Origin of the sequence: Pseudomonas sp. MIL19 (genome assembly GCF_028680365.1) — a bacterium.
Classification (GTDB): Bacteria; Pseudomonadota; Gammaproteobacteria; order Pseudomonadales; family Pseudomonadaceae; genus Aquipseudomonas; species Aquipseudomonas spirodelae.
Genome location: NZ_JAPPVG010000005.1, coordinates 41,904 through 66,381 on the forward strand (window position 1 = coordinate 41,904; position 24,478 = coordinate 66,381).

Here is a 24,478-nt window from a genome sequence, read left to right on the forward strand (position 1 = left end):
CAGCGTGTAAGCTGTGCTGAATACGCGGGCCGGCAATGCTGTTGCCGGTCGCGTCTGTCACGTTTTTGGAGTGCGCAATGAATGCTCAAGATGATGTTCAAGTAATCGATCGCGCGGCCTGCTTCAGCGGGTTCTATAAGCTCGATCGGCTGCGTTTGCGCCATCGCCAGTTTGCCGGTGATATGGGCCCTGAGCTGAGTCGCGAATTGTTCGTACGTCACGATGCGGTGTGTGTGCTGCCCTACGACCCGCAGCGCGACTGCGTGGTGCTGATCGAGCAGTTTCGCATCGGCGCGCTGGATAAAAGCACCAACCCCTGGCTGCTGGAGCTGGTGGCTGGGCTGATTGATAAGGATGAGGTGCCAGAAGAGGTGGCGCGCCGAGAGGCGCTGGAAGAAGCCAATCTGCCGCTGAGCGCTCTATGGCCCATCACGCAGTATTACCCCTCGCCCGGTGGCTCGGATGAGCGTGTGCATTTGTTCGTCGGCCGTTGCGACAGTGCCGGTGCGGGCGGCGTACATGGTTTGGCAGAAGAGGGCGAGGACATTCGGGTGCATGTCTGGCCGCTGGAAGATGCCCTGGATGCAGTCAAAGACGGGCGTATCGACAATGCTGCGAGCATCATTGCCCTGCAGTGGCTGGCGCTAAACCGGGTTGAAGTCAGGGGCCTGTGGTCATGAACCTGCTGCGCGAGCGCTATCGGGTCGACCTGGTCGAGCTGCAAGCCGCTTGTGAGGCCAACTATGCGCGCCTGATGCAGCTGTTGCCGGCGATGCGTGAGAGCGGTGAAGCGCGGCGGGTCGCGCTAAGCCAAGGCGAGCAGCAACTCGGTGTGCTGGCGCTGGACGTGCTGGAGACATGCCCTTACACCTCGACCCTCTCCGTGCGCCAAGAGCTCGGCCTGGCCTGGTTGCCATTGCCGCAGTTGGAGGTGCGCGTGTATCACGATGCGCGCATGGCGGAAGTTGTGGGTGCACAAAGCGCGCGCCGGTTTCATGGCCGCTACCCGTACCCGAATGCGGCGATGCATCAGCCGGATGAAAAGACTCAGCTCAATCTGTTTCTCGGCGAATGGCTCAGCCATTGCCTGGCTTGCGGCCATGAGTTGGCGCCAGTTCGCTAGTGCGCGCGCGATTGGCGGACGCCTGCTGCGGCTGTATGCGCCTGGACTGCGCTAGCCTTTGCTGCACATGCCGGATTTACAGCGGGCGTTCTGTGACCTATTCCCCTTTAGCGGGTTTACCGTCGGCCGGGCTGCCAGCATAATTCATGCATGCCGCCCAAGGAGAAGGTCTTGCCGGACGCACTGACTAAAAGCACTGCTGTTGATCGCTCGGTACTGCTGGTGCAGTTATCCGACAGCCATCTATTTGCCGATGCAGCAGGCAAACTATTGGGTATGGATACCCAGAACAGCTTGCAGCGGGTGATTGAGCGCGTGCTGCAAGAGCAGCCGCAAATCGACCTGGTGCTAGCCAGCGGCGACCTTTCGCAGGATGGCAGTGTTGCGTCCTATCAACGCTTTCGTGACATGACCGCGGCCATTCCCGCGCCGGCGCGCTGGTTTCCCGGTAACCATGATGAAGTGCCCGCGATGCAGGCCACCTGTGTCGGCACGGACCTGCTCGACCCGGTGATTGACCTGGGTAACTGGCGGGTAACGCTACTTGATTCCTCTATTCCAGGGGCCGTGCCGGGCTATCTCGATGATCGACAACTGGCGCTGTTGGCGCGTGCGCTGAGCGAAGCGCCGGATCGCCACCACCTGATCTGCCTGCACCATCACCCGGTGTCCATCGGCTGCAAATGGATGGAGCCGATCGGGGTGCGCAATCGCGATGCCCTGTTTGCCGTGCTGGAGCGTTTCAGCAATGTGCGTGCAGTGCTTTGGGGGCATATCCATCAAGAGTTCGATCAGCTGCGCGGGCCGATCCGCTTGCTGGCGTCACCGTCTACCTGTGTGCAGTTCGTCCCCGGTAGCGAGGAATTTCAGGTCGATAAAAGTGCACCCGGCTATCGCTGGCTGCGCTTGTTTGACGATGGCCGCTTGGAAACGGGCGTGTCGCGGGTCACCGGTATCACCTTCGAAATCGATTACGCCATCAAAGGCTATTGAGGCGTTACCTGGCGCGGTGGTGCAGCGGTTGCAGCCGGCCGCCGCTAACGGTTAGCCTCCCGCCCATGACCCCATCCTTACTTTATCTTCACGGGCTTAACAGCTCGCCAGCGTCGCTCAAGGCCAGTCTGTTGCAGCGCGCCATGCAGCAGCTGGGTTTGGCCGCGCAGCTGCGTGTGCCTGCGTTGCACCATCATCCGCGCCAGGCGATTGCTCAACTTGAGGCGTTGATTAGCGAGCTTGGTCGGCCCGTGCTGGTTGGCAGCTCGCTGGGCGGCTACTATGCGACCCATCTGGCTGAGCGACATGGGCTGCCGGCGCTGTTGATCAACCCCGCCGTGCGCCCGCACCTGCGTTTCGAGGGCTATCTGGGCCCGCAGAAGAACTATTACAACGATGAAACCTGGGAGCTAACCACCGACCATGTGGCGGCGCTGGCTGAGTTGGACGTCGCCACGCTGGAAGATCCCGCGCGTTATCAGGTGTGGTTGCAAACCGCCGATGAAACCCTCGATTACCGTGATGCCCAGGCGTATTACCGGGGCAGCGCGCTGCGTATCCAGGCCGGTGGCAATCATGGCTTTCAGGGTTTTGCCGAACGCCTGCCGATGCTTTTCGCTTTCGCCGGTATTCCTCGCCATTTGTGGCAGGATATCGACTTTTCCGCTCTCAATTGACGAACACGAGACCCCATGGCCCAGCAAGGTTCTAGCTCTTACAACGCCGATGCCATCGAAGTCCTTTCCGGCCTCGACCCGGTGCGCAAACGCCCGGGCATGTACACCGACACCAGCCGGCCCAACCACCTGGCCCAGGAAGTCATCGATAACAGCGTCGACGAAGCGCTGGCCGGGCACGCTAAATCGATCCAGGTGATCCTGCATGAGGACAACTCCCTGGAAGTGCTCGACGACGGTCGCGGCATGCCGGTGGATATTCACCCGGAAGAGGGCGTACCTGGGGTCGAACTGATCCTGACCAAGCTGCATGCCGGCGGCAAGTTCAGCAACAAGAACTACCAGTTCTCCGGTGGCCTGCATGGCGTGGGCATCTCCGTGGTCAACGCGCTGTCGACCCGCGTGCTGGTTACGGTCAAACGCGACGGCAATGAGTACCAAATGAGCTTCGCCGACGGCTACAAGGCCAGCGACCTGGCCGTAGTCGGCACGGTGGGCAAGCGCAACACCGGTACCAGCGTGCACTTCTGGCCCGACCCCAAGTATTTCGATGCGTTCAAGTTCTCGGTCAGCCGCCTCAAGCATGTACTTAAGGCCAAGGCCGTGCTTTGTCCGGGGCTGGCCGTCAGCTTTGAAGACAAAGCCAGCGGCGAGAAAGTCGAGTGGTTGTATGAAGACGGCCTGCGTTCTTACCTGGTCGATGCGGTCAGCGAGTTTGAACGGCTGCCCAATGAACCTTTCTGCGGCAGCCTGGCCGGTAACAAGGAAGCGGTGGACTGGGCGCTGCTGTGGCTGCCGGAAGGCGGCGACGCGGTGCAGGAAAGCTACGTCAACCTGATCCCCACCGCCCAGGGCGGCACCCATGTGAATGGGCTGCGTCAGGGGTTGCTGGATGCCATGCGCGAGTTCTGCGAGTTCCGTAGCCTGCTGCCGCGCGGGGTCAAGCTGGCGCCGGAAGATATCTGGGAGCGCATCGCCTTTGTGCTGTCGATGAAGATGCAGGATGCGCAATTCTCTGGGCAGACCAAAGAGCGCCTGTCGTCCCGTGAGGCAGCAGCTTTTGTCTCTGGCGTGGTGAAGGATGCCTTTAGCCTGTGGCTTAACGCCCACCCTGAACTCGGGCAGCAGCTCGCCGAGCTGGCGATCAGCAACGCCAACCGCCGCCTCAAGGCCGGCAAGAAGGTTGAGCGCAAGCGCATCACCCAAGGGCCGGCGTTGCCCGGCAAGCTGGCCGATTGCGCAGGGCAAGACCCGATGCGCTCCGAACTGTTTCTGGTCGAAGGTGATTCCGCCGGCGGCTCGGCCAAGCAGGCGCGTGATAAAGAATTCCAGGCGATTCTGCCGCTGCGCGGGAAAATTCTGAACACCTGGGAAGTCGACGGCAGTGAAGTGCTGGCCAGCCAGGAGGTGCATAACATTGCCGTGGCGGTTGGCCTCGATCCAGGCTCCAGCGACCTCTCGCAGCTGCGCTACGGCAAGATCTGCATCCTCGCCGACGCCGACTCCGACGGCCTGCACATCGCCACCTTGCTCTGCGCCTTGTTCGTTCAGCATTTCCGCCCGTTGGTAGATGCGGGTCACGTTTATGTGGCCATGCCGCCGCTGTACCGCATCGATTTGGGTAAAGAGATTTTCTACGCCCTGGATGAAGCCGAGCGCGACGGCATTCTCGACCGCCTGGTAGCCGAGAAGCGCCGTGGCAAGCCGCAGGTCACGCGCTTTAAAGGCCTGGGTGAGATGAACCCGCCGCAGCTGCGCGAAACCACCATGGACCCCAACACCCGGCGCCTGGTGCAGTTGACGCTGGAGGATTACCCCGGCACCCAGGAAGTGATGGACATGCTGCTGGCGAAGAAACGCGCTGGCGACCGCAAATCCTGGTTGGAGTCCAAGGGCAACCTGGCCGAGGTGTTGCTCTGATGCAGCGGTTGTTGGCTGTCTGCCTATTGCTTGGCGCACCTTTGCTGGTGAATGCGGCGGCGCTGGAAGAGCTGAAACTGCTCAACGAACAACCGGTCAGTGGCGTCAGCGGCGGCAACCTGTCCGGGCTGGCCTGGTGCGAAGGTGCGCTGTGGGCGGTGTCTGATCGTGATGATCAGCAGCTGTATCGCCTGCAGTCTGACCAGACGCAGTGGCAAGCCACCGCTGAGACCTTTGTCGCGCCGCCGGCGCCGGATGTGCGTCTGCCCTGGGGCTTGCGCATGCGCAGCTGGGTCGCTGGCCTGGTGCGTGGTGGCGAGCTGGATTTCGAGGGCATAAGCTGCGATGCCGCCGGTAACCGTTACCTGGTCAGTGAGGCCCATGCCGCGGTGCTGCAGCTGCCCGTCATCGGCGAGCCCAACTGGCTGAACCTGCCTCAAGGGTTGGTGCGTCAGGCGCGGGCGAGCGGCATGTTGCTGCATTCCAACGCGCTGCTGGAAGGTATTGCCGTTGATCCTGCCGGTGAGCGCCTGTACCTGGCGGCCGAGCAACGTCGGCGAGGTTTGCTGGTGGTGCACAAGCAGCGCTCCATCTGGCGTTGCACCGGCGGCTGCGTGTTGTTCAGCGAGGCGGGTACTGAGCCCTCGCCCGCACAACTGGGGGCTGAAGAGCAGCCCCGGGACTTCTCTGGCCTGGCCTTCCACAACGAAAAACTCTTCACCCTTGAGCGTCAGGCGCACCGTATTTGCCGGCGTAACCTGAGCAATGCTGAGGTCGAGCGCTGCTGGTCGTTTGCCGCTGAGGCGCTGATGCCCGAGCGGCGCTATCCGCCGGCCTATGGCATGGCCGAAGCCTTGTGGGTGGATCAGGACGGGGCCTGGATCGGCGTCGACAATGGCCGTTTCAGTCGCGCCGATGGTGAGTCGCGGCCGATTATCTGGAGGTTTGCCGCGCCGCAAGGCGGTTGGAGTGGTAAGCCTTGAGCAGCCAACCTGCCGGTAAACGCGCCGGGCGGGTGATGCTGGTGCTGGCTTGGGGCGCGGCGTTGCTGCTGGCGACCAAGTTCTTCGGCGATTGGGAAGAGGCGCAGCGCAACCCCAATCGCACACCAGAGTCGCTGCACGGCAGTGGCTATGTGGAAGTACGCCTGGCCAGCAGTCGCCAAGGCCACTACATGGCCGGCGGCACGATCAATGGCGAAGAGGTGACCTTTCTTCTCGACACCGGTGCGACGCAGGTCGCGGTGCCGATCGAGGTGGCGCAGCGTCTGGGTTTGCAGGCCGGTGCGGCGATTATTATCAGCACCGCCAACGGTCGCGCCACGGCGCACCGTACGCGGCTGCAGCGCTTGCAGCTGGGCGATATCGTATTGACCGATGTCGACGCCTTGATTGCCCCCGGGATGGGCGGCGATGACGTATTACTGGGCATGAGTGCCCTGAAACAACTCGAATTTACCCAGCGCGGCGGCACCTTGCTGCTGCGCCAGCCAACTTCGCAACAACCCATTTTGCAGCAACCTACTTTGCAATGAGGCACGCATGAGCGACTCCCTCGATTTGAGCCTGGACGGTGTTGAACGCCGTTCCCTTGCCGATTTTACCGAGCAGGCTTACCTCAATTACTCCATGTACGTGATCATGGACCGTGCGCTGCCGCATATTGGTGACGGTTTGAAACCGGTGCAGCGCCGCATTATCTACGCCATGAGCGAGCTGGGCCTGGACGCCGACTCCAAGCACAAGAAGTCGGCGCGTACCGTCGGTGACGTGCTCGGTAAGTTCCACCCGCACGGCGACAGTGCCTGCTACGAAGCCATGGTGCTGATGGCGCAGCCGTTCAGCTACCGCTACACCCTGGTCGACGGGCAGGGTAACTGGGGTGCGCCGGATGACCCCAAATCCTTCGCCGCCATGCGTTACACCGAGGCGCGTTTGTCGCGTTACGCCGAAGTGCTGCTCACCGAGCTGGGCCAGGGCACTGTCGACTGGGTGCCAAACTTCGACGGCACCATGAACGAGCCGGCGACGCTGCCGGCGCGCTTACCCAACCTGCTGCTCAACGGCACCACCGGCATCGCCGTGGGCATGGCCACCGACGTGCCGCCGCATAACTTGCGCGAAGTCGCGACGGCCTGCATTCGCTTGCTGGACGAGCCGAATGCCACGGTTGAGCAACTCTGCGAGCATGTGCTTGGCCCGGATTACCCGACCGAAGCTGAGATCATCACGCCGCGTGCGGATCTGCTGAAAATCTACGAAACAGGTAAGGGCTCGGTGCGCATGCGCGCCGTGTACCGCGTCGAGGATGGCGATATCGTCGTCACCTCGTTGCCGCATCAAGTCTCCGGGGCCAAGGTGCTGGAGCAGATTGCCGCGCAGATGCAGGCGAAGAAACTACCGATGGTTGCCGACCTGCGCGATGAGTCGGACCATGAACACCCGTGCCGCATCGTGATCATTCCGCGCTCCAACCGGGTGGATGCCGACGAGCTGATGCAGCATTTGTTCGCCACCACCGAGCTGGAGTCCAGCTACCGGGTCAACACCAACGTGATTGGCCTGGACGGCAAACCGTCGGTGAAAAACCTGCGCACGCTGCTGACGGAGTGGTTGGTGTTCCGGGTGAATACCGTACGCCGCCGCCTGCAGTTCCGCTTGGATAAGGTTGAGCGACGCTTGCACCTGTTGGAAGGCTTGCTGACGGCTTTCCTCAATCTGGATGAAGTGATCCATATCATCCGTACCGAAGATCAGCCCAAGCCGGTGCTGATGGCACGCTTCGGCCTCGACGATATTCAGGCCGACTACATCCTCGATACCCGTCTGCGTCAGCTCGCGCGGCTTGAGGAAATGAAGATCCGTGGTGAGCAGGACGAACTGGCCAAGGAACGCGACAAGCTGCAAGCCTTGCTCGGCAGCGAAGCCAAGCTGAAGAAACTGGTGCGCAAGGAAATTCTTGAAGATGCCGAAAAGTACGGCGATGACCGTCGTTCGCCGATCGTTGCCCGCGCTGAAGCCAAAGCGCTGAGCGAAACCGAGCTGATGCCGACCGAGCCGGTCACCGTGGTGATCTCGGAGAAAGGCTGGGTGCGCTGCGGCAAGGGCCACGATATCGATGCGACTGGCCTCTCCTATAAAGCCGGCGATGGCTTCAAGACCGCCGCGCCGGGCCGCTCCAATCAGTTTGCGGTGTTTATCGACTCCACCGGGCGCAGCTACTCGCTGGCTGCACATTCACTGCCGTCCGCCCGCGGGCAGGGCGAGCCGCTGACCGGGCGGCTAACCCCTCCGCCGGGTGCGACCTTTGAGTGTGTGCTGTTGCCTGAGGACAATGCGCTGTTTGTGATTGCCTCCGATGCCGGTTACGGTTTTGTGGTTAAGGGCGAAGACCTGCAAGCCAAGAACAAGGCCGGCAAGGCGCTGCTGAGCCTGCCTGCCGGTGCGCGAGTGGTGCCGCCCAAACCGCTGGGCAATCGTGAAGAGGACTGGTTGGCGGCGGTGACCACTGAAGGGCGCCTGCTGTTGTTCAAGGTCGCTGATCTGCCTCAGTTGGGTAAGGGCAAGGGCAACAAAATCATCGGCATTCCGGGTGAACGGGTAGCTTCGCGTGAGGAATACCTCAGTGACCTGGCCGTGTTACCACCAGGCAGCACTCTTGTGCTTCAGGCAGGCAAGCGCACGTTGTCGCTCAAGCCTGATGACCTCGAGCACTACAAGGGCGAGCGCGGACGGCGCGGTAATAAGCTGCCGCGGGGTTTCCAGCGTGTCGATAGTTTGTTGGTTGAAGTTCAGGGCTAAGTGTTGGCGGCACACCCAGCGTTCCACCGTGCGGCGCTGGAGTCGCGAGTGGCTTTCAAGGATGATACTCAGCCGCAACGCGGGTTGGCTTCAGCAACCCGCCTGCACCTAATTTTGTATGCGCGCCGGCAGATTTACCGGCTGGATGAATGAGATGACTGCACTGCGTTTTCCTGGGGTTTTGCTGCTGGCTGGCGTGCTCAGCCTGGCCGGTTGTGTGCGCTACCAGCAAGCGCCGCTGTACCAGCTCGACAGTGGCGATATCCGCGTACCTGCTGCCGAGCAGGGCATTGCCGTGTTACTTGGGCCGGTAGAGATTGCCGATTATCTGCAGCGTGAGGCGCTGTTACAGCGCCAGGCCGATGGCAGCCTAACCGCCGCAGATAATGCGAGCTGGGCCGGTAGCCTGGCGTCTGATATTGATCAGCAGTTGGTGCGCCAGCTGGCTTCGCGCCTGGACAGCCAGCGCTTGGTGTTGGCACCGACGACGGCAGGGTTCGTGCCGCAGGTACGCCTGGGCTTGTCGATCACCCGCCTGGACTCCGGTCCGCAGCGGCCGGCCGTGCTGGAAGCACAATGGCGGCTGGCGGGGGCGGACGGCAAGTTGCTGGATGGGCGTCTGGTGCACCTGGAAGAAGGCCACAATGGCAGCATCGTTGATCAGGTGCGGGCGCAGAGTCTGGTGGTGCAGCAGTTAGTCGAGCAACTGGCCGTGGCCGTCGAAACCCAGGTCATACCCGCACCCAAGGCGCGGGCACCGGTGCGCAAGCCCGTGCCGGTAAAGCCTGAGCCACCAGCGCCGCCGCGTATTCCGGTGGTTGAGCCGATGCGTGGGGAAAGTGAAGTGTTCCGCTTCTAGCGATACAACCTAGGCGCCAGTCCGGCGCCTAGTTGCTTTCGTGCATGTGCGCCAGTTGGCGCTCCAGTAATGATGGGTAAGGTTCTAGCAGGCGCTCCACGCAGCACGCCCCTTGCGGGCTGGCGATGGCACGAATACGCGCCCGCTGACTGATCAGCGCATCGTCGGCAATCTTGCGTTCAACCAGCAACAGGTTGCGGCTGTGCTGTGACAGCGCCAGCGCACTTTGGGCTGTTTCACTCAGCAGCAGATCGCCCTGGCTAAGGTTGCCAAGGTGCTCGCCGAGGGTCAGGCCAAGTTGCAGTTGCAGGGTAATACCGCTGTCTGCCACTTCAATTTGCAGGGCATGGCCGAGGGCGCGCATCAGCTCGCCGCAGCAGATGGCGTGGGTCAGATAATCTTCACCGCAGTCCAGTTGGTGGAACAGCATCAGGCTGCTGCCATCGCTGAGGGTGTGCAGCTCGCCCTGATAGAGCTTGGCGGCCTGATCCAGGCAGTCGCGGTAGCGTTGCAGTAATTCCATCAGGCGCGCGCGGGGCAGGCGGCGCAGCTGTTCCTGGGCACCCAGTTGGATCGCTAATACCGCGCTGGGGAGCGGTTGCTGTGGCGTTGGTGGTACGGCAGGTGTGTGCTCGTCGTTATCGCGCAGCTCGGAAAACGGGTCGTCCACAGCATCGTCGGTGCTGGCATGGGCTGATTCGATGGCTTCGTCGAACTCATCAAAGCGTTCATCGTGCAGGTTGCGCACTTCAAAATCGGGTTCGTCATCAAACGACTCATCGAGGTAGTCGTCGGCGTCTTCGCTTATCGGCTGGTCGTCGTAGAGTGGCTGCTCTTCTGGCTGTGCAGGTTTTTCCGGCACCAGGCGAGCTTGCAGCTGACGCGCCAGGTCGCCGATTTCATCCTGTCGGCCGCTGCCGGGGGCAGGGTCATCCGGGTCGCGCAGCCAGACGCGCAGTTGTAGCAGCGGCGTGGAGATGTGCCGCCCCAAACGCATGCTCAGTGACAGCGCCAGGGCCAGCAAAATCAGGCTAAGAATGCCCATGCTTTGCAGGCTGATGGTCATTGGTTGCTGGAACTGCTGCATGTCCAGGCTGATGCGCAATTGCCCGGCGATCACTTCCTGAAAGGTGATGGGCGTGGAATACAGCCCTTCGGTTTCACCGAGCATGCTCTGGGTCGGACGTGAGCCGGCCTCGGCCAGGATTCGGTTGTCCACGCTGTAGATCGCGGCATGGGCCACCAGCGGATTTTTCACCAAATTATTCAGCAGCACATTGAGGCTGAGGATGTCGTTGGACACCAGCAGTTCGGTGGCTGACGTGGCCGTCTGGGTAATCAGGCTGGTGCCCAGGGCTTCAGCTTGCTGCTGCATGGCATATTTAAATTGCATGCCGATGACCCAGCCATAAATCACCAGGGCCAGGGCCACCAGCAATAGGCTATGGCAGACAATACGCAGCGCCAGAGGGATGCGCTTTTGGCGCAGGGCCTGGAACAGCAGCAGGAAGAAATTATCGGATTTTACGGGGGCGGGCCGGTTCACAGAGCTCGGCTCATGTCGACTGTAGGTGGCGCGCAGTATAGCGGCGCCTCGGCAGTGGGCAAAGCACCGTGCGTGGCTGTTTATCGGTGTAAATGGGTAGAATGTGCGCCTTTGCGCTGCTTGTGGTCTGTTCTGCAAGCCGCTGCCCCTTCCGCATTACTGGAGACCGAGCCTTGCGCGAAATCGTCCTGATCAATATCACCGGTGAAGACCGACCCGGTTTAACCGCCGCCATCACCGGCGTACTGGCCCAGGGTGGGGTGAATATCCTCGATATTGGCCAGGCGGTGATCCATGACACGCTGTCGTTTGGCATCCTGGTCGAGATACCGGATAACGAGCGCGCCTCGTCGGTACTCAAGGACATTCTGTTCACCGCTTACAAACTCGACCAGCAGGTGCGTTTTACCCCGGTATCTGAGGCGGATTACCAGCAGTGGGTCAGCGGCCAGGGCAAGGCCCGACACATTGTCACCTTGCTCACGCGTAAGGTCACGGCTGAACAGCTGCAGCGTGTCAGCGCGATTACCGCGCGCTATGACCTGAATATCGACCATATCGATCGCCTTTCCGGGCGGATGCCGTTGAATATGCCTGCCGAGCAGGGTAAAGGCTGCATCGAGTTCTCGGTGCGCGGCGAACCGGCCGATCCAGCGACCCTGCGTGCCGAGTTCCTGAGCGTGGCGCAGGAGTTAAATGTTGATATCGCCTTCCAGCGTGATTCGTTGTATCGCCGCAATCGCCGTCTGGCGGTGTTCGACATGGACTCGACGCTGATCGAAGCTGAGGTGATCGACGAGCTGGCCAAGGCGGCGGGCGTCGGTGAGCAGGTGTCCGAGATTACCGAGCGTGCAATGCGCGGTGAGCTGGACTTTGCCGCGAGCTTCCGCGAGCGCCTGGCGCTGCTAAAAGGCCTGCCGGAAACCGTGCTGGCCGACATCGGCGCGTCGCTGCGCCTAACCGAGGGCGCGGAAACCCTGTTCAGCGAGTTGCGCCGTCTGGGTTACAAAACCGCGATCCTGTCCGGTGGTTTCACCTACTTCGCTAAGCAGCTACAGGCCAAGCTTGGTATCGACTACGTCTTCGCCAATGAGCTGCAGATCGTTGATGGTCTGGTCACTGGCGTGGCGGTGGAGCCAATCGTCGATGCGCAGCGCAAGGCCGATTTGCTGCGCCAGCTGGCAGCCAAGGAAGGGTTGCGCCTGGAGCAGACGATTGCCGTGGGCGACGGTGCCAATGACCTGCCCATGCTGGCGATCGCCGGGCTGGGCGTGGCATTCCGTGCCAAGCCGCTGGTTAAGCAATCGGCCAAGCAAGCGATCTCGACCTTGGGCTTGGACGGCATTCTGTACTTGCTTGGCTTCCGCGACCGCGACGGCCTGGAGTAAATAACCGCTCACGAAAAAGCCGCCCAAGGGCGGCTTTTTGGTTTTTGCGGAGGCTACTCGTCGTCGGCGGCGAAATCGTAATCCATCGACTGGCTCGGGCCCTGCAGGTAGTGGCCCTGGATGTAGTTGACCCCGGCTTGCCAGAGCGTGGCCAGCACGCTGGCCGTCTCGACGAAAGGCACAATGGTCAGCTTTGCCTGGGCGTGTAGGCTGGCCAGCAAGGTTTTCAGTGCTTCCTGGTTCTCCGCGTTGCTCAGGTCCTGAGAGAACGAGCTGTCGACTTTGACGAAGTCGATATGCAGGTGCTTGAGGGTGTTGAAGGGGTTAAGCGAGCAGCCAAACTGGGTCAGCGCGGTTTTGCAGTGCAGCTCGTTGAGGCCTTGTGTGATCGCCTTGGCCTGTTTCAGGTAGGCAATCGCTTCGGGTTCGCTGAACTGGAATACCAGTGAGTCCGACGGCAGGCGGGCGGCTTTCAGCGCAACGCTGAGCCACGGCAGCAGGGTTTGATCCTGCAGGCTGGCGCTCGATAGATGGACAAACAGGCGCGTGTTGTGGCCCTTGCTGCGATGGTCAGCGAGCAGTTTGATTGAGTTAAGAATCACCCAGCGATCAATCTTCTCCGCAAGCCCGGCATCTGTCGCCGAGTCAAACAGCTCTTTCGGCGGGATCTCTTCGCCTTGAGGGTTGATCAGGCGTAACAGCGCTTCATAGTGTTCAAAGCTATCGCCGCGTAGGCTGATGATCGGCTGGAACAGTAGGCGGAAGCTGTTTTTCTCCAGCGCCTGTTGGATCATCGCTGCAATGTTGCCGCGGTTGGCGGCTGCCGCCAGCTCGTCGGCAGGGTTGAACAGTTTGATGGCGTTGCCGTCACTTAGCTCATCGGCGCAACGGTGGGCGCGGTTGACCACTTCTTGAGCCTTGGTGGTGGTCTCGTTGAGCCCGGCGATACCCACCGACAGGGTGCTTTGTACGGTGCGACCGCTCACCTCGAACAGGTGGCCTTCGACCTTTTTCAGCAAGCTGCTCAGGTGCTCGCGGTTGCTTTCCGGGCTGACGCCAGGCTGCAGCACGGTAAACACATCATCGCCAAAGCGAGCCAGCTGCGCATCCGCATTGAAGTGCGCACGCAGCAGGTTGGCCATGTCGGTAAGCAGGATGTCGATACCTGCCAAACCGATGTCGGCGAGTAGGCTGGCGTAATGATCAACGCGGATATACGCCAGGGTCGATGGCTGACCTGCATTCACGGCACGCTCGGCGGCGTTGTCCATTAGCTCAAGGAAGTGGGTGCGGTTGAATAAGCCGGTGACCAGGTCCTGGCTGCTGATTTCGCGCAGTTTCTCTTCCAGTTCGGCATTGCTGGTTTCGGCGCGAATCACCACCTGAATGCACGGCTCGCCATCATAGGTGGCAGGGGAGAAGCTCATTTGCGCCGCAAAGCGCTGGCCGTTGGCCTTCATGCCGCTGCACTTCAGTTCGGCATGGCCTTCGGCGCTGTGATAGCTCTTCAAGAAGTCCTTGAAACTGGCCTGGTCGCTGCTGCTGATCAGATCGATCATCGGCATGCCTTCCAGTTCGTCAGCATCTACGTAGGCGAACAGGTCAAGGTAGGCGCGGTTGGCATAGATGTGCATGCCTTCGTGCACGTAGGTGATGGCGTCGACAGAGCTTTCGAGCAATAACTGGCAGCGTTTTTCCGCTTCGCGCAGGGCCACTTCCGAGGCGCGGCGAGCGCGGCGCTCTTCCAGGTTGGCCAGTTCGCGTTTAGCCACCAAGACCAGGCGTTCGTCTTCACCTTGCGGCAGGGCGTCTTGAGCGCCGAGCATCAGCGCCTCGGTGATGCTGTCGGAGTCGTTGTCGGCGAGCAGTTGGATGACTGGAATGTCTTTTGCCAGGCGGCGGATCGCGCCAATCGCCTCGCTAGGGGCCAGCTGTTCGCTGCTCGGTGCGCAAATCAGCAGGTCCCAGCTTTGCTGCAGGACCTCGTTTAGGTCATCGCTGGAACTCAGGCGATGCACCCGGGTTGCCCGGCCTGCGTTGCGGAACAGGCTGACGAGGCGCTCGGCCTCATTTTGTGAGTCTTCGAGTATCAGTAGCCGAATGGTTTTTTTTTCAATGGCCATGGTTGGGTATCAAATCTGCGCCGAACGGGCGCGAAAAGGCGACAAAAGGGAGAGCGTCGGCAATCTACAGCGACTTCCAGAGTGAGTCAAAGTCTTCCTCCCCGCCTGGCGTGCGACCTTTCGGCGCTGTGACAGGCTTCCCTTGCTCGCTGCCGACCTGCTCGACGCCGCGGTATTCAAACTGATTGAAACTGCCGGTGCTGGTTTGTCGACGGCTGAGTACCGCGCGGTGTTCGCTCCCGTTCAGGTTGATGCTGACCTTGTTGCCTTCCTGGAAGGGGAGGCGGGCGGTAATCAAGCTTGCCGGGCGTGAAATTGCACTGATTTCTGGCAGTAAAAGTGCACGCAAGTACTGGCTGTTCTGTTCGGCCTTGCGTACCAGCTGCAGGCCACAGGCTTGGGCATGCGGAGCGATCAGCTCGATACCCATTTGTGTGCCGCCGCCGCGCACCTGGCGAATCCAGCGCACCACGGCAATGCTCCAGCCTTGTTGCGGCAGGCTTTGCACGCCGAGCAGTTCGCCGGCCTGGAGTTGGTTGGGCACATCCTTCGGCCATGACAGGCAATAACCGCCGGGGCTGATGTTGACAATGGACACGTCGAAGGTCGGGTAGCTTTCAACAGCGTTGCTTTCCGGGATGTCGATACTTTTCCCAGGCTTGCTGTATTGGATCTCTTCGAAGGGTAGGCCGTTTTCCCAGTGGTTGTGTTTCTGGGCATCGAAGGCATTTGACCAGATGTCTTGCGGCCCAGTCTCGGCCTTGAAGACGGCGGTATTGGCTTGAACGGGTAGCTGCAGAACTTCATTGAATGGGCGCTTACCGGCGAGGTAGAAGTGCAACGCACTCATGCCGATGCACAGGGTCAATGCGCCCTGGCCCTGGCTGCGCTGAAAGGTGCGCTCGGCGATGTCGCCCCAGGCGGCTGCCAGGTGCTGAAGCATGTCGTGGCTGAATCCCTCGGGAACGGTCAAGCGCGAATGGTTCAGATTTTCCGCCGGCAGCAGCAAATGCTCCTTAATGGCGTCCACCAAGTGGCTAGGGTCGATCCCTAGGGCGTTGTGCAGTTCGCTCTTCTGGAACAGCGAGATGTAGCGGGGCGGGCCGTCCAGTTGTGGAGCGACCGCAAACAAGCTGGAGTGTTCGTCACCGGCCTGCAGGGTGACCAGCGTACTCCAGGGTTCGAGCACTTCAGCCAGACGTGCAATGGCACTTTGGCGCATTTGGTTGCAGCGTGCACAGCCGAGCAACAGGGCAACCAGATAGCTTTGCTCGGTACTCAGGCCTTGGGTGTGCAAGGCTTGGTTGTCACGAATCATGACTTTGTGCAGGTCGCGCTTAAGGGCTATCTGGTACAGCTGGTGCAACTCAAGCCAAAGCCCCTCGGGAACCGGGCAGTACAGTTGGCTGGCGCGAATCAGTGGTCCGCACAGGCTGTGTGTGGCGCGTTGCAGGGCGATGGCAAGCAGCTGATGACGCTCGCGGCCAGGTTGAGTCGCCAGGCGCGCGACGATCAGTTTGTAGCCAATGGCCAGGTGGTTCTGCAGGGCCTGGCAGAGGTTGGCAACCTTGCGCGGGCGCTCATCAAGAACAATGGCTTGTTTAAGAAAGTGTTTTTCCAGCTGCTTACAAACGAAATAAACCTCTGGGCGAAGGATCTCCAGCAGTTGCAGGCGATTTTCCGAGGGTGTCAGCAACTGATTGAGTTCGACTAAGGCTTGGTAGAGCTGGCGTGCAGTTTCACCAATATTGGCTTTGGGCAGGCCATCGACCCATTTCTTCAAGTCACGAGGGCTGGCGTCGCAGAATGACAGGCTTTGCTTGTCCGGCGTGGTGACACGCAGCAGCAAATGAGAATTCTGTTTATCCATCTAAATCGAATACTCCAGCGCACAGGCAAAACTGATCGGGCTATCAATTATGGTTCGACTCTAGCAGCATCTCGCCTGGCTCGCAGCCATGTCCTTGGCCGTATTGCCAGGCTGGCATGGGCTGCTAACCAGTCGGAAGTCGTTGGTGTGCTTGGTCTTCGTAAGCCGAGGCTCAGTCGCGCCTGCACTACCAGCGTCTGCTGGCAGCGCAGGCTGTGCACATGTCAGGTGAGTGGTGAAGTGAGGCGCTGGCCCATCTGGACTGCGCTGTTGGCCGTTAGTTCTTCAGCCCACTGCACCTGTTCCGGGCCAAACAGCACGATAGCCGTGGAGCCCAGTTTGAAGCGGCCCAGTTCAGCGCCTTTTTCCAGGCTGATTGGCGCGCGTGCGGCGTCATCGTACTTGAACGTCTTCAATTCGCGCTTGGGTGGGGTGACCAGCCCAGCCCAGACCGTCTCGATTGACGCCACGATCATCGCACCAACCAGCACCACCGCCATCGGCCCGCGCTCGGTGTCAAACAGGCAAACCACTCGCTCATTGCGGGCAAACAGTTCCGGCACATTCTCTGCCGTGGTTTGATTGACCGAGAACAGCCGGCCTGGCACGTAGACCATTTCTTTCAACGTGCCGGCCAGTGGCATGTGCACGCGGTGGTAGTCCTTGGGGGACAGGTAAACAGTGGCGAAATCACCACCCATAAAGGCTGCCGCGCGCTCGGTATCACCGCCCAGCAGTTCGATCACGCTGAAGCTATGACCCTTGGCCTGGAAAATCCGGCCTTGTTCGATTTTGCCGAGCTGGCTGATCGCTCCGTCGGCAGGGCTGAGCACTGCACCAGGGCTGCTGTCGAGTGGGCGTGCGCCGTCTTTCAGGGCACGGGTAAAGAAGTCATTGAAGTGGGCAAAGGCGGTCAGGTCTTCGACCTGGGCTTCGCTCATGTTGACCTGGTACTGCTTGGCGAACCAGCCGATCAGGCGGTTCTTGAACCAGCCGGCGCGGCATTCGGCGGCGCAGCCAATCAGGCGTGAGAGCAGATGGTGCGGCAGCAGGTACTGGCTGAGAATAAACAGGCGATCTTTCATTGGGTTTCCTTAAAAGTGGCAGGCGGTCTGCGGGTACTTAGCGCTCGACCGGAGTGTCCGGATGGTTGCCCCACTCGCCCCAGGAGCCGGCATAGGCTTTTACCCGTGGATAACCAAGGATCTTGGCGACCAGGTAGGTAAAGCCAGAGCGGTGGTGGGTCTGGCAGTGGGTGATGATTTCTTTGTCAGGCGTGATGCCGAGGCTGTCGAGTTGCGCCTGGATGTCCTGGCGAATGCGCAGCGCGCGGGACGGGTCCATACCGGCGGTCCATTCAAAGTTGACCGCGCCGGGGATATGCCCGGCTTTTTGCGCCAGGCTTTTCTCGCCGCTGTATTCGCCGGGCGAGCGTGCATCCCAGATCGCCAAATCGGTGGCGCCGAGACGACTTTGCAGATATTCGCGGGTAGCCGTGGGTGTGGGGTCGATATTCAAGCGGATGGCTTGCGTAGCGACTGGCGGCACAGCGGTGCTCAGTTCGCGGTTTTCTGCCTGCCAGGCCAGCAGGCCACCATCAAGGTAGTGATAGTGGCGGTGGCCGATTACATCCAGCAGCCAGATGAAACGTCCGGCCCAGCCGCCACCCTCATCGTCGTACACCACGTAGACAGCATCAGGATGGTGCCCGAGTTCAGCGAACAACTGCTCAAGTTGTGCCGGCTCCGGCAATAGGCCTGGTGCTGGGGGCTGTCCACGCTGGGTGCGCTTGGGGTCGACAAAGTGTGCCCCCGGGATGTGGCCAGCGGCATAGCGCGCCTGGCTGGTCAGGTCGACCAAAATCAGCTCGGGCGCCTCCAGGCGGCTGGCCAGTTGGGCGGGTTCGATCAGCAAGGGCAACTCAGCGAAGGCGGTCATGCCGGGCCTCTTTTGACGGGAAAGGGCGGATTGTAGCGGAAAGCCTATCGCCCGCGGTTGGCAAAGCTGGCGAGGGCGCGCTCAATGCATTGCACGGTTTTGCCGAAGCCCTGCACGCTGGTGTCGCTCAGCGCCCGGCCACCCTGGTCGGTGAAGATCAGCATGACCACGCGGTTATTGTTGGCGATTGAGCGAATCAGCAAGTGTTCGCTGGGGAACAGGTTTTTCAGCGTGCCCGGCAGTAGGGCGGAAAACTGCGCGATGTTGGCGGGGCTCAGCTTCAATTGCGCGGGGGCGCTCAGCAAGCGGCGCAGCACCTGGCTTTGCTGTGGGTCGAGGCTGAGGCTGGCTGCTGCCTTGTCTAGGCCACTTTGCTGTTGGGCGATTAGGCGGGTGTGGTTGCGATCCGCCAGCAGGATCAGCACGCGTTGCATACCGCAGGCTTGAAGGGCTTGATTGGCGCAGGCGGTGAGTTGCAGCACATTGGTAAAAGCGCTGGGTTGAGCGAGCAGTTGTGCGCAATGCTGACGCCACGCGCTGACGAGTGCAGTGCTGGGTTGTGTGACCGCTGCTTGCAGGTGCCGCGCCGACCACGGCCACAGCAAGGCTTCGGCCGGGTGCCAGAGGTCTGAACTGGGCATCTGGCGGGCACTGTTGACGGCGTTCTGGTGCAACAGTTGCTGCACGTTATCGAGTGGCAGTTGCAGGAATAGGCCGGTCAGGCGCTGCCAGCGCAGGCTGTGCGGACTGTTCCAAGCATAGTGTGCAGAAATCGCCAAGCCATTGGCCAGGAGAATGCTGTTGGCTGGCAGGGTTAGCCAGCGGCGCAGGTTGCTATCCGAGTCCAGGCACTGCTGCTGGTGCAGTGGATGTTGATTGTCGCGGGCGATGTGCAGGGCTTTGACCAGTAAGCGCCGGTCGTTGACCAGTAGGCGATAACCCTGGGTGATCCATTCTGGCAGGTTCCACTGCTCGCTCAGTGCCAGGCATAGCTCTAGCAGAGGGACGCCGAGTAATTCCTGCTCAACCTTGGTCGCCGCTTCACCGTTGACCAGTACCCGCTGTTCCCATTTATCGAACAGTTCCGGGTGGGCGGCCAGCAGGGTCCAAATCGGGGAGAGAAACAGCAGGCTGCCCCAGTGCACTTCCTGCCACAGGCGCGCCAGGCGCCCGGCGAACAGGCCGTTCGCCTGCTGGCAGGCATGTTGGCTGATCAGCAGAATCTGCCGGAGTGCCTTTGGTAGCGCCTGTTCGGGCAAGGCGGGCAGGCGGTTGAGCAGCTCTTCGGTACGTTTGATGCCGAGACGGCTGATAGCGGCTTCGAGGCTTTCGGTTCGCTCGCTGAGCCCGCTGCTTTTGCGGTTGGCCTCGCGCATGACGCTGAGTGCCAGAGCCGGGCAGCTTTGCATTGACTCCGCCAGTTCACGCATCGAGCGATTACTGTCCGCCAGGGCGCGACGCAGCTGTTGCTGGCTCTCGGTTGAGGCAGGCAATAGCTGGCTGTCTAGCTGCTTGAGCCAGTCTGTCAGGTTGCGCGGATGGTGGACGGGCTTAGGCATGTGTATTGAGACAAGCTGGCTTTTGACCTTAACTGGCTATAGTCTCGCGCAAAACTTCCGATAAATAGAAGGGTTGTTTTGCAAAGCCCCTTCTACCCTCTCTGGCAAGTGTCTCTTTATGGCAAAAATCATCGGCATCATTGTTGTATTCGCCAGCGTACTGGGGGGGTTTATCCTTTCGGGCGGCAAATTTATGGCGTTGGTTCATCCCTTCGAAGTGATGATCATTGGCGGCGCTGCATTGGGGGCCTTTCTGCAGGCCAACCCCGGCAGCATGTTTATGCAGGTGTTCAAGAAGTCGCTGAGCATGTTCAGCTCGCGCTTCACTCATCACTACTACCTGGATGTGCTTAAGCTCCTGTACGAGATCCTCAACAAAAGTCGCCGTGAAGGCATGATGGCCATCGAGGCCGATGTTGAAGACCCTGCCGCCAGCCCGATATTCAGCAAGTACCCCGGCATCCTCAAAGATCAGCGGATGACCGCCTTTATCTGCGATTACCTGCGCATCATGTCGTCCGGCAATATGGCCCCGCACGAGCTTGAGGGGCTGTTCGACATGGAGATCGCTAGCCTCAAAGAAGAGCTCGAGCACCCGGCGCATGCCGTGGCGAAGATTGCCGACGGAATGCCCGCCATGGGGATCGTGGCGGCGGTACTGGGCATTGTGATTACCATGTCGATCCTGGCCGAGGCGGATAACGCGGAAATCGGCGAGAAGGTCGGCACCGCGTTGGTCGGCACCTTCCTCGGGATCTTGGCGTCCTATGGCTTCTTCGGGCCGCTGGCCGGCTCGCTGGAGCACGATGCCAAGGAAGAACTGAATGTGTACGAGGCGATCAAGGCGGGCTTGGTGGCTTCGGCTTCAGGCATGCCGCCCTCGCTGGCCGTCGAGTTCTCGCGCAAAGTGCTGTTTCCGGCGCACCGGCCAAGCTTTTCTGAGCTTGAGCAAGCCATGCGTGGGAGCTAGAGCGCTGCATGGAAAACAATCAGCCGATCATCGTCAAACGCGTCAAAAAGGTTGCTGGCGGCCACCATGGCGGTGCTTGGAAAATCGCCTTTGCTGACTTCGCCACGGCGATGATGGCGTTCTTTATGGTGATGTGGCTGATGTCATCGGCCACGCCAGAGCAGAAAAAACTCATCTCCGGCTACTTTCAAGACCCTGTCGGCTTTTCCGAGAGTGCAAGCCCGTATGTGATCGACCTTGGCGGCACGCCCACGCCGGCGCCGGATAAAACCCTGAATCCCGAGGCAAAAGATGACGACGACCCGGCCGGTGAGGCGCAGGGTGAAATCGACCAGCAGCAAGCCGAGTCGATAGCCGAGGAAGTTGAGCGTGAGCGCCTGGAGTTGCTGCTGCAAGAGCTGCAAAACAAAGTTGAGGAGAACCCTCAGCTGCAGAATTTCAAAGATCAGATTCTCTTCGAAATCACTCAGGACGGTCTGCGCATCCAGATTATGGATGCTGCCAACCGGCCGATGTTTGCCTCTGGCAGTGCGCAGCTGCAGCCTTATTTCGAGGATATTCTGCTGGCCATGACGGACACCATTGCGGCGGTACCGAACAAGATCAGCGTCAGTGGTCATACCGATGCTCAGCCCTTTGCTGGGCGCGGTGGTTATGGCAACTGGGAGCTGTCTGCGGATCGCGCGAATGCGGCGCGGCGAGTTTTGGTAGCCGGTGGTTATGACGATACGCAGGTGGCGCGTGTCGTGGGGTATGCCTCGTCGGCGTTGTTTGATCGCGAGAATCCGCTCAACCCGGTCAATCGGCGTATCGATATTGTGGTGCTGACGAAGAAGGCCCAGCGGGCCATTGAGGGCGCGCAGAGTGATGTCGGTGCGGGCGATGTACCCGCCGCGCCTGGCGCGCCCGATGCAGTCGCGCCTAGCGCACCGGATGATCCGTTACCCGATGGGCAGCTACGCGAACGACTGAATATTTTCGAAGACGGTGTGCTGCAGTTCGATCAGCCGGCTGAGTGAGTTGCCGCTGTGAGCAAAAGGCCGCGAATCTTCGCGGCCTTTTTTGTTGATGGCCTGCCATCCCTGGCGGCCACCCTGCGGGTCGTCGCGGCGCGATGTTAAAAAACGCTCAGGCGATTTTTCAGTAATCGGCTTCCGGCAGACTCGCCAGGATTTGCCGGTAGCTGGCCATGCGTTGTGGGTGCAAGCGACCGTCTTCCAGTGCCTTGAGTAGGGCGCAGCCCGGTTCGCGGTCATGTTTGCAATCGCGGAAACGGCATTGCCCGATCAGCTCACCGAACTCAATAAAGCCGGCTTCAACGTCATCGCGGCTGACGTGCACCAGACCAAACTCACGAATCCCCGGGGAGTCGATCAACTCGCCGCCGCCGGGGAAGTGGAACAGGCGTGCCGTGGTGGTGGTGTGAGTGCCGAGGCCGGAAAGCTCCGAAAGCGGCCCGACACGGGTGTCTACATCCGGTAGCAGGGTGTTGACCAGCGATGACTTGCCGACCCCCGACTGGCCGACGAAAACGCTGACGTTGCCATCGAGCTGTTGCTTGAGCTGCTCCATGCCGTTGCCGTGATGCGCCGATACTTCCAGCAGTGGGTAACCCAGCTGGCGGTAAACGTCGAGCATGGCGTTTAGTGCAATGCCATTTTGCTCGTCGATCAGGTCGGCCTTGTTCAGCAGCAGCAGCGGGCGGATGCCGGCGTGCTCGGCGGCCACTAGATAGCGATCGATTAGGTTGGCGTGTGGCTCGGGCAGTGGGGCGAAGACGATCACGATCAGGTCAACGTTGGCCGCCACCGGTTTCAACTGGCCGCGTGTGTCCGGGCGGCAGAGTTCAGTGCTGCGCGGCAGCTGCGCAACAATGACCCCAATGCCTTGGTTGCCGGCGCGCCACACTACCTGGTCGCCAGTCACCATGGTGGGCAGGTTCGCGCGCAAGTGGCAGCGGAATACCTGGCCGGCCAGTTCGCCGTCCAGTGCTTCAACCTCGACCTGCACACCAAAGTGGGCGATTACCAGACCGGTTTGTTCCGGGCCTAAATCGCCACCTTCGAGAATTTGTACAGCCTGCGATTCGCGCTTCGCGGCGCGGGCGGCACGCTCGCCCTGAATTTTTTCGATACGCCAGTTTTGCCGGCGGTTGAGTTGGCGTTTGGCCATGGGTCTTCCGAGAGTTGGATTGCGCAATAAACGGTCGCGAGTCTAGCACGGGCTGCCAATTGCGCTTCTGACGCGGCTACACTGCGGCGCATTATTGGTCGGTCTGGTCAGGAGTCTGCATGCTGCGCGTTGTCCGGCGATACCCGGCGCTGTTGGCTTTAGGCGCGCAGCTGGGCGCGACGTTGTTGGTCGGCGTGGCGCTGTATCTGGTCGCGCAGGTGGCTCCCTGGCGGCCAACTTGGCTGGCTGTTGGGCTGAGCCAGGGGTTGATCGCCGCCGCGCTGGCCCGCTACCTGGGGTTGTCGCGCTGGTGGTGCTGGTTGAACCTGCTGTTTGCGCCCGCGTTACTGTTGGCGAGCGGTGCTCCTCTTCCGTCCTGGTTTTTTCTGGGCGGGTTTGTCCTGGTGTTGCTGCTCAACTGGAACAGTTTTACCGAGCAGGTGCCGCTATACCTGACCGGTGCCGGCACCCGGCAGCATCTGGTGCAGGTGTTGCGCGAGCAGCCCGAGCATTTTCGTTTTATCGACCTGGGGTGTGGTCCGGCCGGCATGCTACTGAGCCTGGCCCGGCAGTTCCCGCAGGCACATTTTGTTGGCGTAGAAACGGCGCCGTTGTCCTTTGCCATCGCTTGGTTGCGCGCCTTGCGCCGGGGTAATTGTCAGGTTCGCTATCAAAGCCTCTGGCGCACGGACTTGTCTGTATTCGATGTGGTGTATTGCTTTCTCTCGCCTGCGCCCATGTCAGCGTTGTGGGTTCAGGCCTGCGAGCAAATGCCGGCTGGCAGTCTGCTGATCAGTAATACCTTCGAGGTGCCTGGTCAGTCAGCGGATCAGCTGATCGAGCTGCACGACTGGCGTAACTCGCGACTGCTGCTGTGGCGCATGCGCGGCTGATTTATTCGCTAAACTGTCGGCCTTAGCCGAGGATCCCCGCATGCAGAACCCACAGAATCTAATCTGGATCGACCTGGAAATGACCGGTCTGGAGCCCGAAACGGATGTCATCATCGAGATGGCCACGATCGTTACCGACAGCGACCTGAATATTCTCGCCGAAGGCCCGGTCATCGCCGTCCATCAGAGTGATGAGTTGCTCGCCGGTATGGACGAGTGGAATACCCGCACTCACGGTGGCAGCGGTCTGACCCAGCGTGTACGCGAGAGCAAAATCAGTCCCGCCGAGGCCGAGGCCATGACCATTGCCTTCCTTGAGCAATGGGTGCCAAAGGGCAAGTCACCGATCTGCGGCAACAGCATTGGCCAGGATCGGCGCTTCCTGTGTAAGTACATGCAGAACTTGGACGCCTACTTCCATTACCGCGCACTGGATGTGTCGACCCTGAAAATCCTTGCTGGGATGTGGGCGCCACAGGTCAAAGAGTCATTTCAGAAACAAGGCACGCATCAGGCGTTGGACGATATCCGCGAGTCCATCGCTGAGCTGCGTCATTACCGCGAGCATTTCATCAAGGTCTAGGGCGTTGACTGCGCATTAAGCAACGCCTGTACGCGCCTAGCGGTCTGCCCGTAGCGTGCGTCGT

21 protein-coding genes are annotated in these 24,478 nt (G+C 60.7%); 14 read left to right on the top strand and 7 right to left on the bottom strand.

What is annotated here, in order from left to right; all coding sequences use genetic code 11:
* Positions 1-77: 77 nt before the first annotated feature.
* The 9 genes from N1078_RS05530 to N1078_RS05570 all read left to right on the top strand — a co-directional run bounded on the left by N1078_RS05530 (position 78) and on the right by N1078_RS05570 (position 9,372).
* Entirely contained in the window at positions 78-680 is a 603-nt protein-coding gene (locus N1078_RS05530; RefSeq protein WP_274087207.1) for an NUDIX domain-containing protein, read from the top strand.
* Positions 671-1,123, top strand: a complete 453-nt coding sequence (locus N1078_RS05535; protein WP_274087208.1) for a DUF1249 domain-containing protein — start codon at positions 671-673, stop codon at positions 1,121-1,123. Before N1078_RS05530 ends, N1078_RS05535 begins: the two co-directional genes overlap by 10 nt.
* 150 nt (positions 1,124-1,273) lie before the next feature.
* The gene (gene cpdA, locus N1078_RS05540; RefSeq protein ID WP_443218087.1) at positions 1,274-2,116 is read left to right on the top strand and encodes a 3',5'-cyclic-AMP phosphodiesterase; all 843 of its coding nucleotides are present in this window, start codon (positions 1,274-1,276) and stop codon (positions 2,114-2,116) included.
* 65 nt (positions 2,117-2,181) lie between these two features.
* Complete coding sequence (locus tag N1078_RS05545; RefSeq protein ID WP_274087210.1) at positions 2,182-2,793, top strand: YqiA/YcfP family alpha/beta fold hydrolase; 612 nt, start codon at positions 2,182-2,184, stop codon at positions 2,791-2,793.
* Between the two features lie 15 nt (positions 2,794-2,808).
* Positions 2,809-4,713 (top strand): DNA topoisomerase IV subunit B, encoded by a 1,905-nt coding sequence (gene parE / locus N1078_RS05550; protein ID WP_274087211.1) that lies wholly within the window; start codon positions 2,809-2,811, stop codon positions 4,711-4,713.
* Positions 4,713-5,696, top strand: coding sequence for an esterase-like activity of phytase family protein (locus N1078_RS05555; RefSeq protein ID WP_443218088.1), 984 nt, complete (start codon positions 4,713-4,715; stop codon positions 5,694-5,696). Before parE ends, N1078_RS05555 begins: the two co-directional genes overlap by 1 nt.
* Complete coding sequence (locus N1078_RS05560; protein WP_274087212.1) at positions 5,693-6,247, top strand: retropepsin-like aspartic protease family protein; 555 nt, start codon at positions 5,693-5,695, stop codon at positions 6,245-6,247. The genes N1078_RS05555 and N1078_RS05560 overlap by 4 nt, the downstream gene beginning before the upstream one ends.
* A gap of 7 nt (positions 6,248-6,254) precedes the next feature.
* Positions 6,255-8,513 carry a DNA topoisomerase IV subunit A gene (gene parC / locus N1078_RS05565; protein WP_274087213.1) on the top strand — a complete coding sequence of 753 codons (2,259 nt, stop codon included), beginning with the start codon at positions 6,255-6,257 and terminating at the stop codon, positions 8,511-8,513.
* A gap of 154 nt (positions 8,514-8,667) precedes the next feature.
* On the top strand, positions 8,668-9,372 hold the full coding sequence (locus N1078_RS05570) for a PqiC family protein (RefSeq protein WP_274087214.1): 705 nt from the start codon (positions 8,668-8,670) through the stop codon (positions 9,370-9,372).
* Positions 9,373-9,400: 28 nt separating this feature from the next.
* On the opposite strand, the gene N1078_RS05575 is transcribed toward N1078_RS05570, so the two are convergent.
* Positions 9,401-10,918: an AhpA/YtjB family protein gene (locus tag N1078_RS05575; RefSeq protein ID WP_274087215.1), complete on the bottom strand. Its 1,518-nt coding sequence runs from the start codon at positions 10,916-10,918 to the stop codon at positions 9,401-9,403.
* Between the two features lie 173 nt (positions 10,919-11,091).
* On the opposite strand from N1078_RS05575, the gene serB reads away from it, so the two are divergent.
* Entirely contained in the window at positions 11,092-12,306 is a 1,215-nt protein-coding gene (gene serB / locus N1078_RS05580) for a phosphoserine phosphatase SerB (protein ID WP_274087216.1), read from the top strand.
* A gap of 53 nt (positions 12,307-12,359) precedes the next feature.
* On the opposite strand, the gene N1078_RS05585 is transcribed toward serB, so the two are convergent.
* From N1078_RS05585 to N1078_RS05605, 5 genes are all read right to left on the bottom strand, one after another.
* The gene (locus N1078_RS05585) at positions 12,360-14,429 is read right to left on the bottom strand and encodes an EAL domain-containing response regulator (RefSeq protein WP_274087217.1); all 2,070 of its coding nucleotides are present in this window, start codon (positions 14,427-14,429) and stop codon (positions 12,360-12,362) included.
* A gap of 64 nt (positions 14,430-14,493) precedes the next feature.
* The gene (locus N1078_RS05590) at positions 14,494-16,299 is read right to left on the bottom strand and encodes a molecular chaperone (RefSeq protein WP_274087218.1); all 1,806 of its coding nucleotides are present in this window, start codon (positions 16,297-16,299) and stop codon (positions 14,494-14,496) included.
* Positions 16,300-16,523: 224 nt separating this feature from the next.
* Positions 16,524-17,384: an archaetidylserine decarboxylase gene (gene asd / locus N1078_RS05595; protein WP_274087219.1), complete on the bottom strand. Its 861-nt coding sequence runs from the start codon at positions 17,382-17,384 to the stop codon at positions 16,524-16,526.
* A 37-nt stretch (positions 17,385-17,421) separates the two neighbouring features.
* Positions 17,422-18,237: a rhodanese-like domain-containing protein gene (locus N1078_RS05600; RefSeq protein WP_274087220.1), complete on the bottom strand. Its 816-nt coding sequence runs from the start codon at positions 18,235-18,237 to the stop codon at positions 17,422-17,424.
* Positions 18,238-18,281: 44 nt separating this feature from the next.
* On the bottom strand, positions 18,282-19,796 hold the full coding sequence (locus N1078_RS05605) for an HDOD domain-containing protein (RefSeq protein ID WP_274087221.1): 1,515 nt from the start codon (positions 19,794-19,796) through the stop codon (positions 18,282-18,284).
* Between the two features lie 118 nt (positions 19,797-19,914).
* Between N1078_RS05605 and motA the strand changes: the two genes are divergently transcribed.
* Together motA and motB are read left to right on the top strand one after the other, a co-directional pair.
* On the top strand, positions 19,915-20,766 hold the full coding sequence (gene motA / locus N1078_RS05610) for a flagellar motor stator protein MotA (RefSeq protein ID WP_274087222.1): 852 nt from the start codon (positions 19,915-19,917) through the stop codon (positions 20,764-20,766).
* Positions 20,767-20,774: 8 nt separating this feature from the next.
* Positions 20,775-21,785 carry a flagellar motor protein MotB gene (gene motB, locus N1078_RS05615; RefSeq protein ID WP_274087223.1) on the top strand — a complete coding sequence of 337 codons (1,011 nt, stop codon included), beginning with the start codon at positions 20,775-20,777 and terminating at the stop codon, positions 21,783-21,785.
* 121 nt (positions 21,786-21,906) lie between these two features.
* Here motB and rsgA read toward each other — a convergent pair whose 3' ends face one another.
* Complete coding sequence (gene rsgA / locus N1078_RS05620; RefSeq protein ID WP_274087224.1) at positions 21,907-22,938, bottom strand: small ribosomal subunit biogenesis GTPase RsgA; 1,032 nt, start codon at positions 22,936-22,938, stop codon at positions 21,907-21,909.
* 119 nt (positions 22,939-23,057) lie between these two features.
* On the opposite strand from rsgA, the gene N1078_RS05625 reads away from it, so the two are divergent.
* The gene (locus N1078_RS05625; RefSeq protein ID WP_274087225.1) at positions 23,058-23,831 is read left to right on the top strand and encodes a class I SAM-dependent methyltransferase; all 774 of its coding nucleotides are present in this window, start codon (positions 23,058-23,060) and stop codon (positions 23,829-23,831) included.
* 40 nt (positions 23,832-23,871) lie between these two features.
* Entirely contained in the window at positions 23,872-24,414 is a 543-nt protein-coding gene (orn, locus tag N1078_RS05630) for an oligoribonuclease (RefSeq protein WP_274087226.1), read from the top strand.
* Positions 24,415-24,478 lie beyond the last annotated feature (64 nt).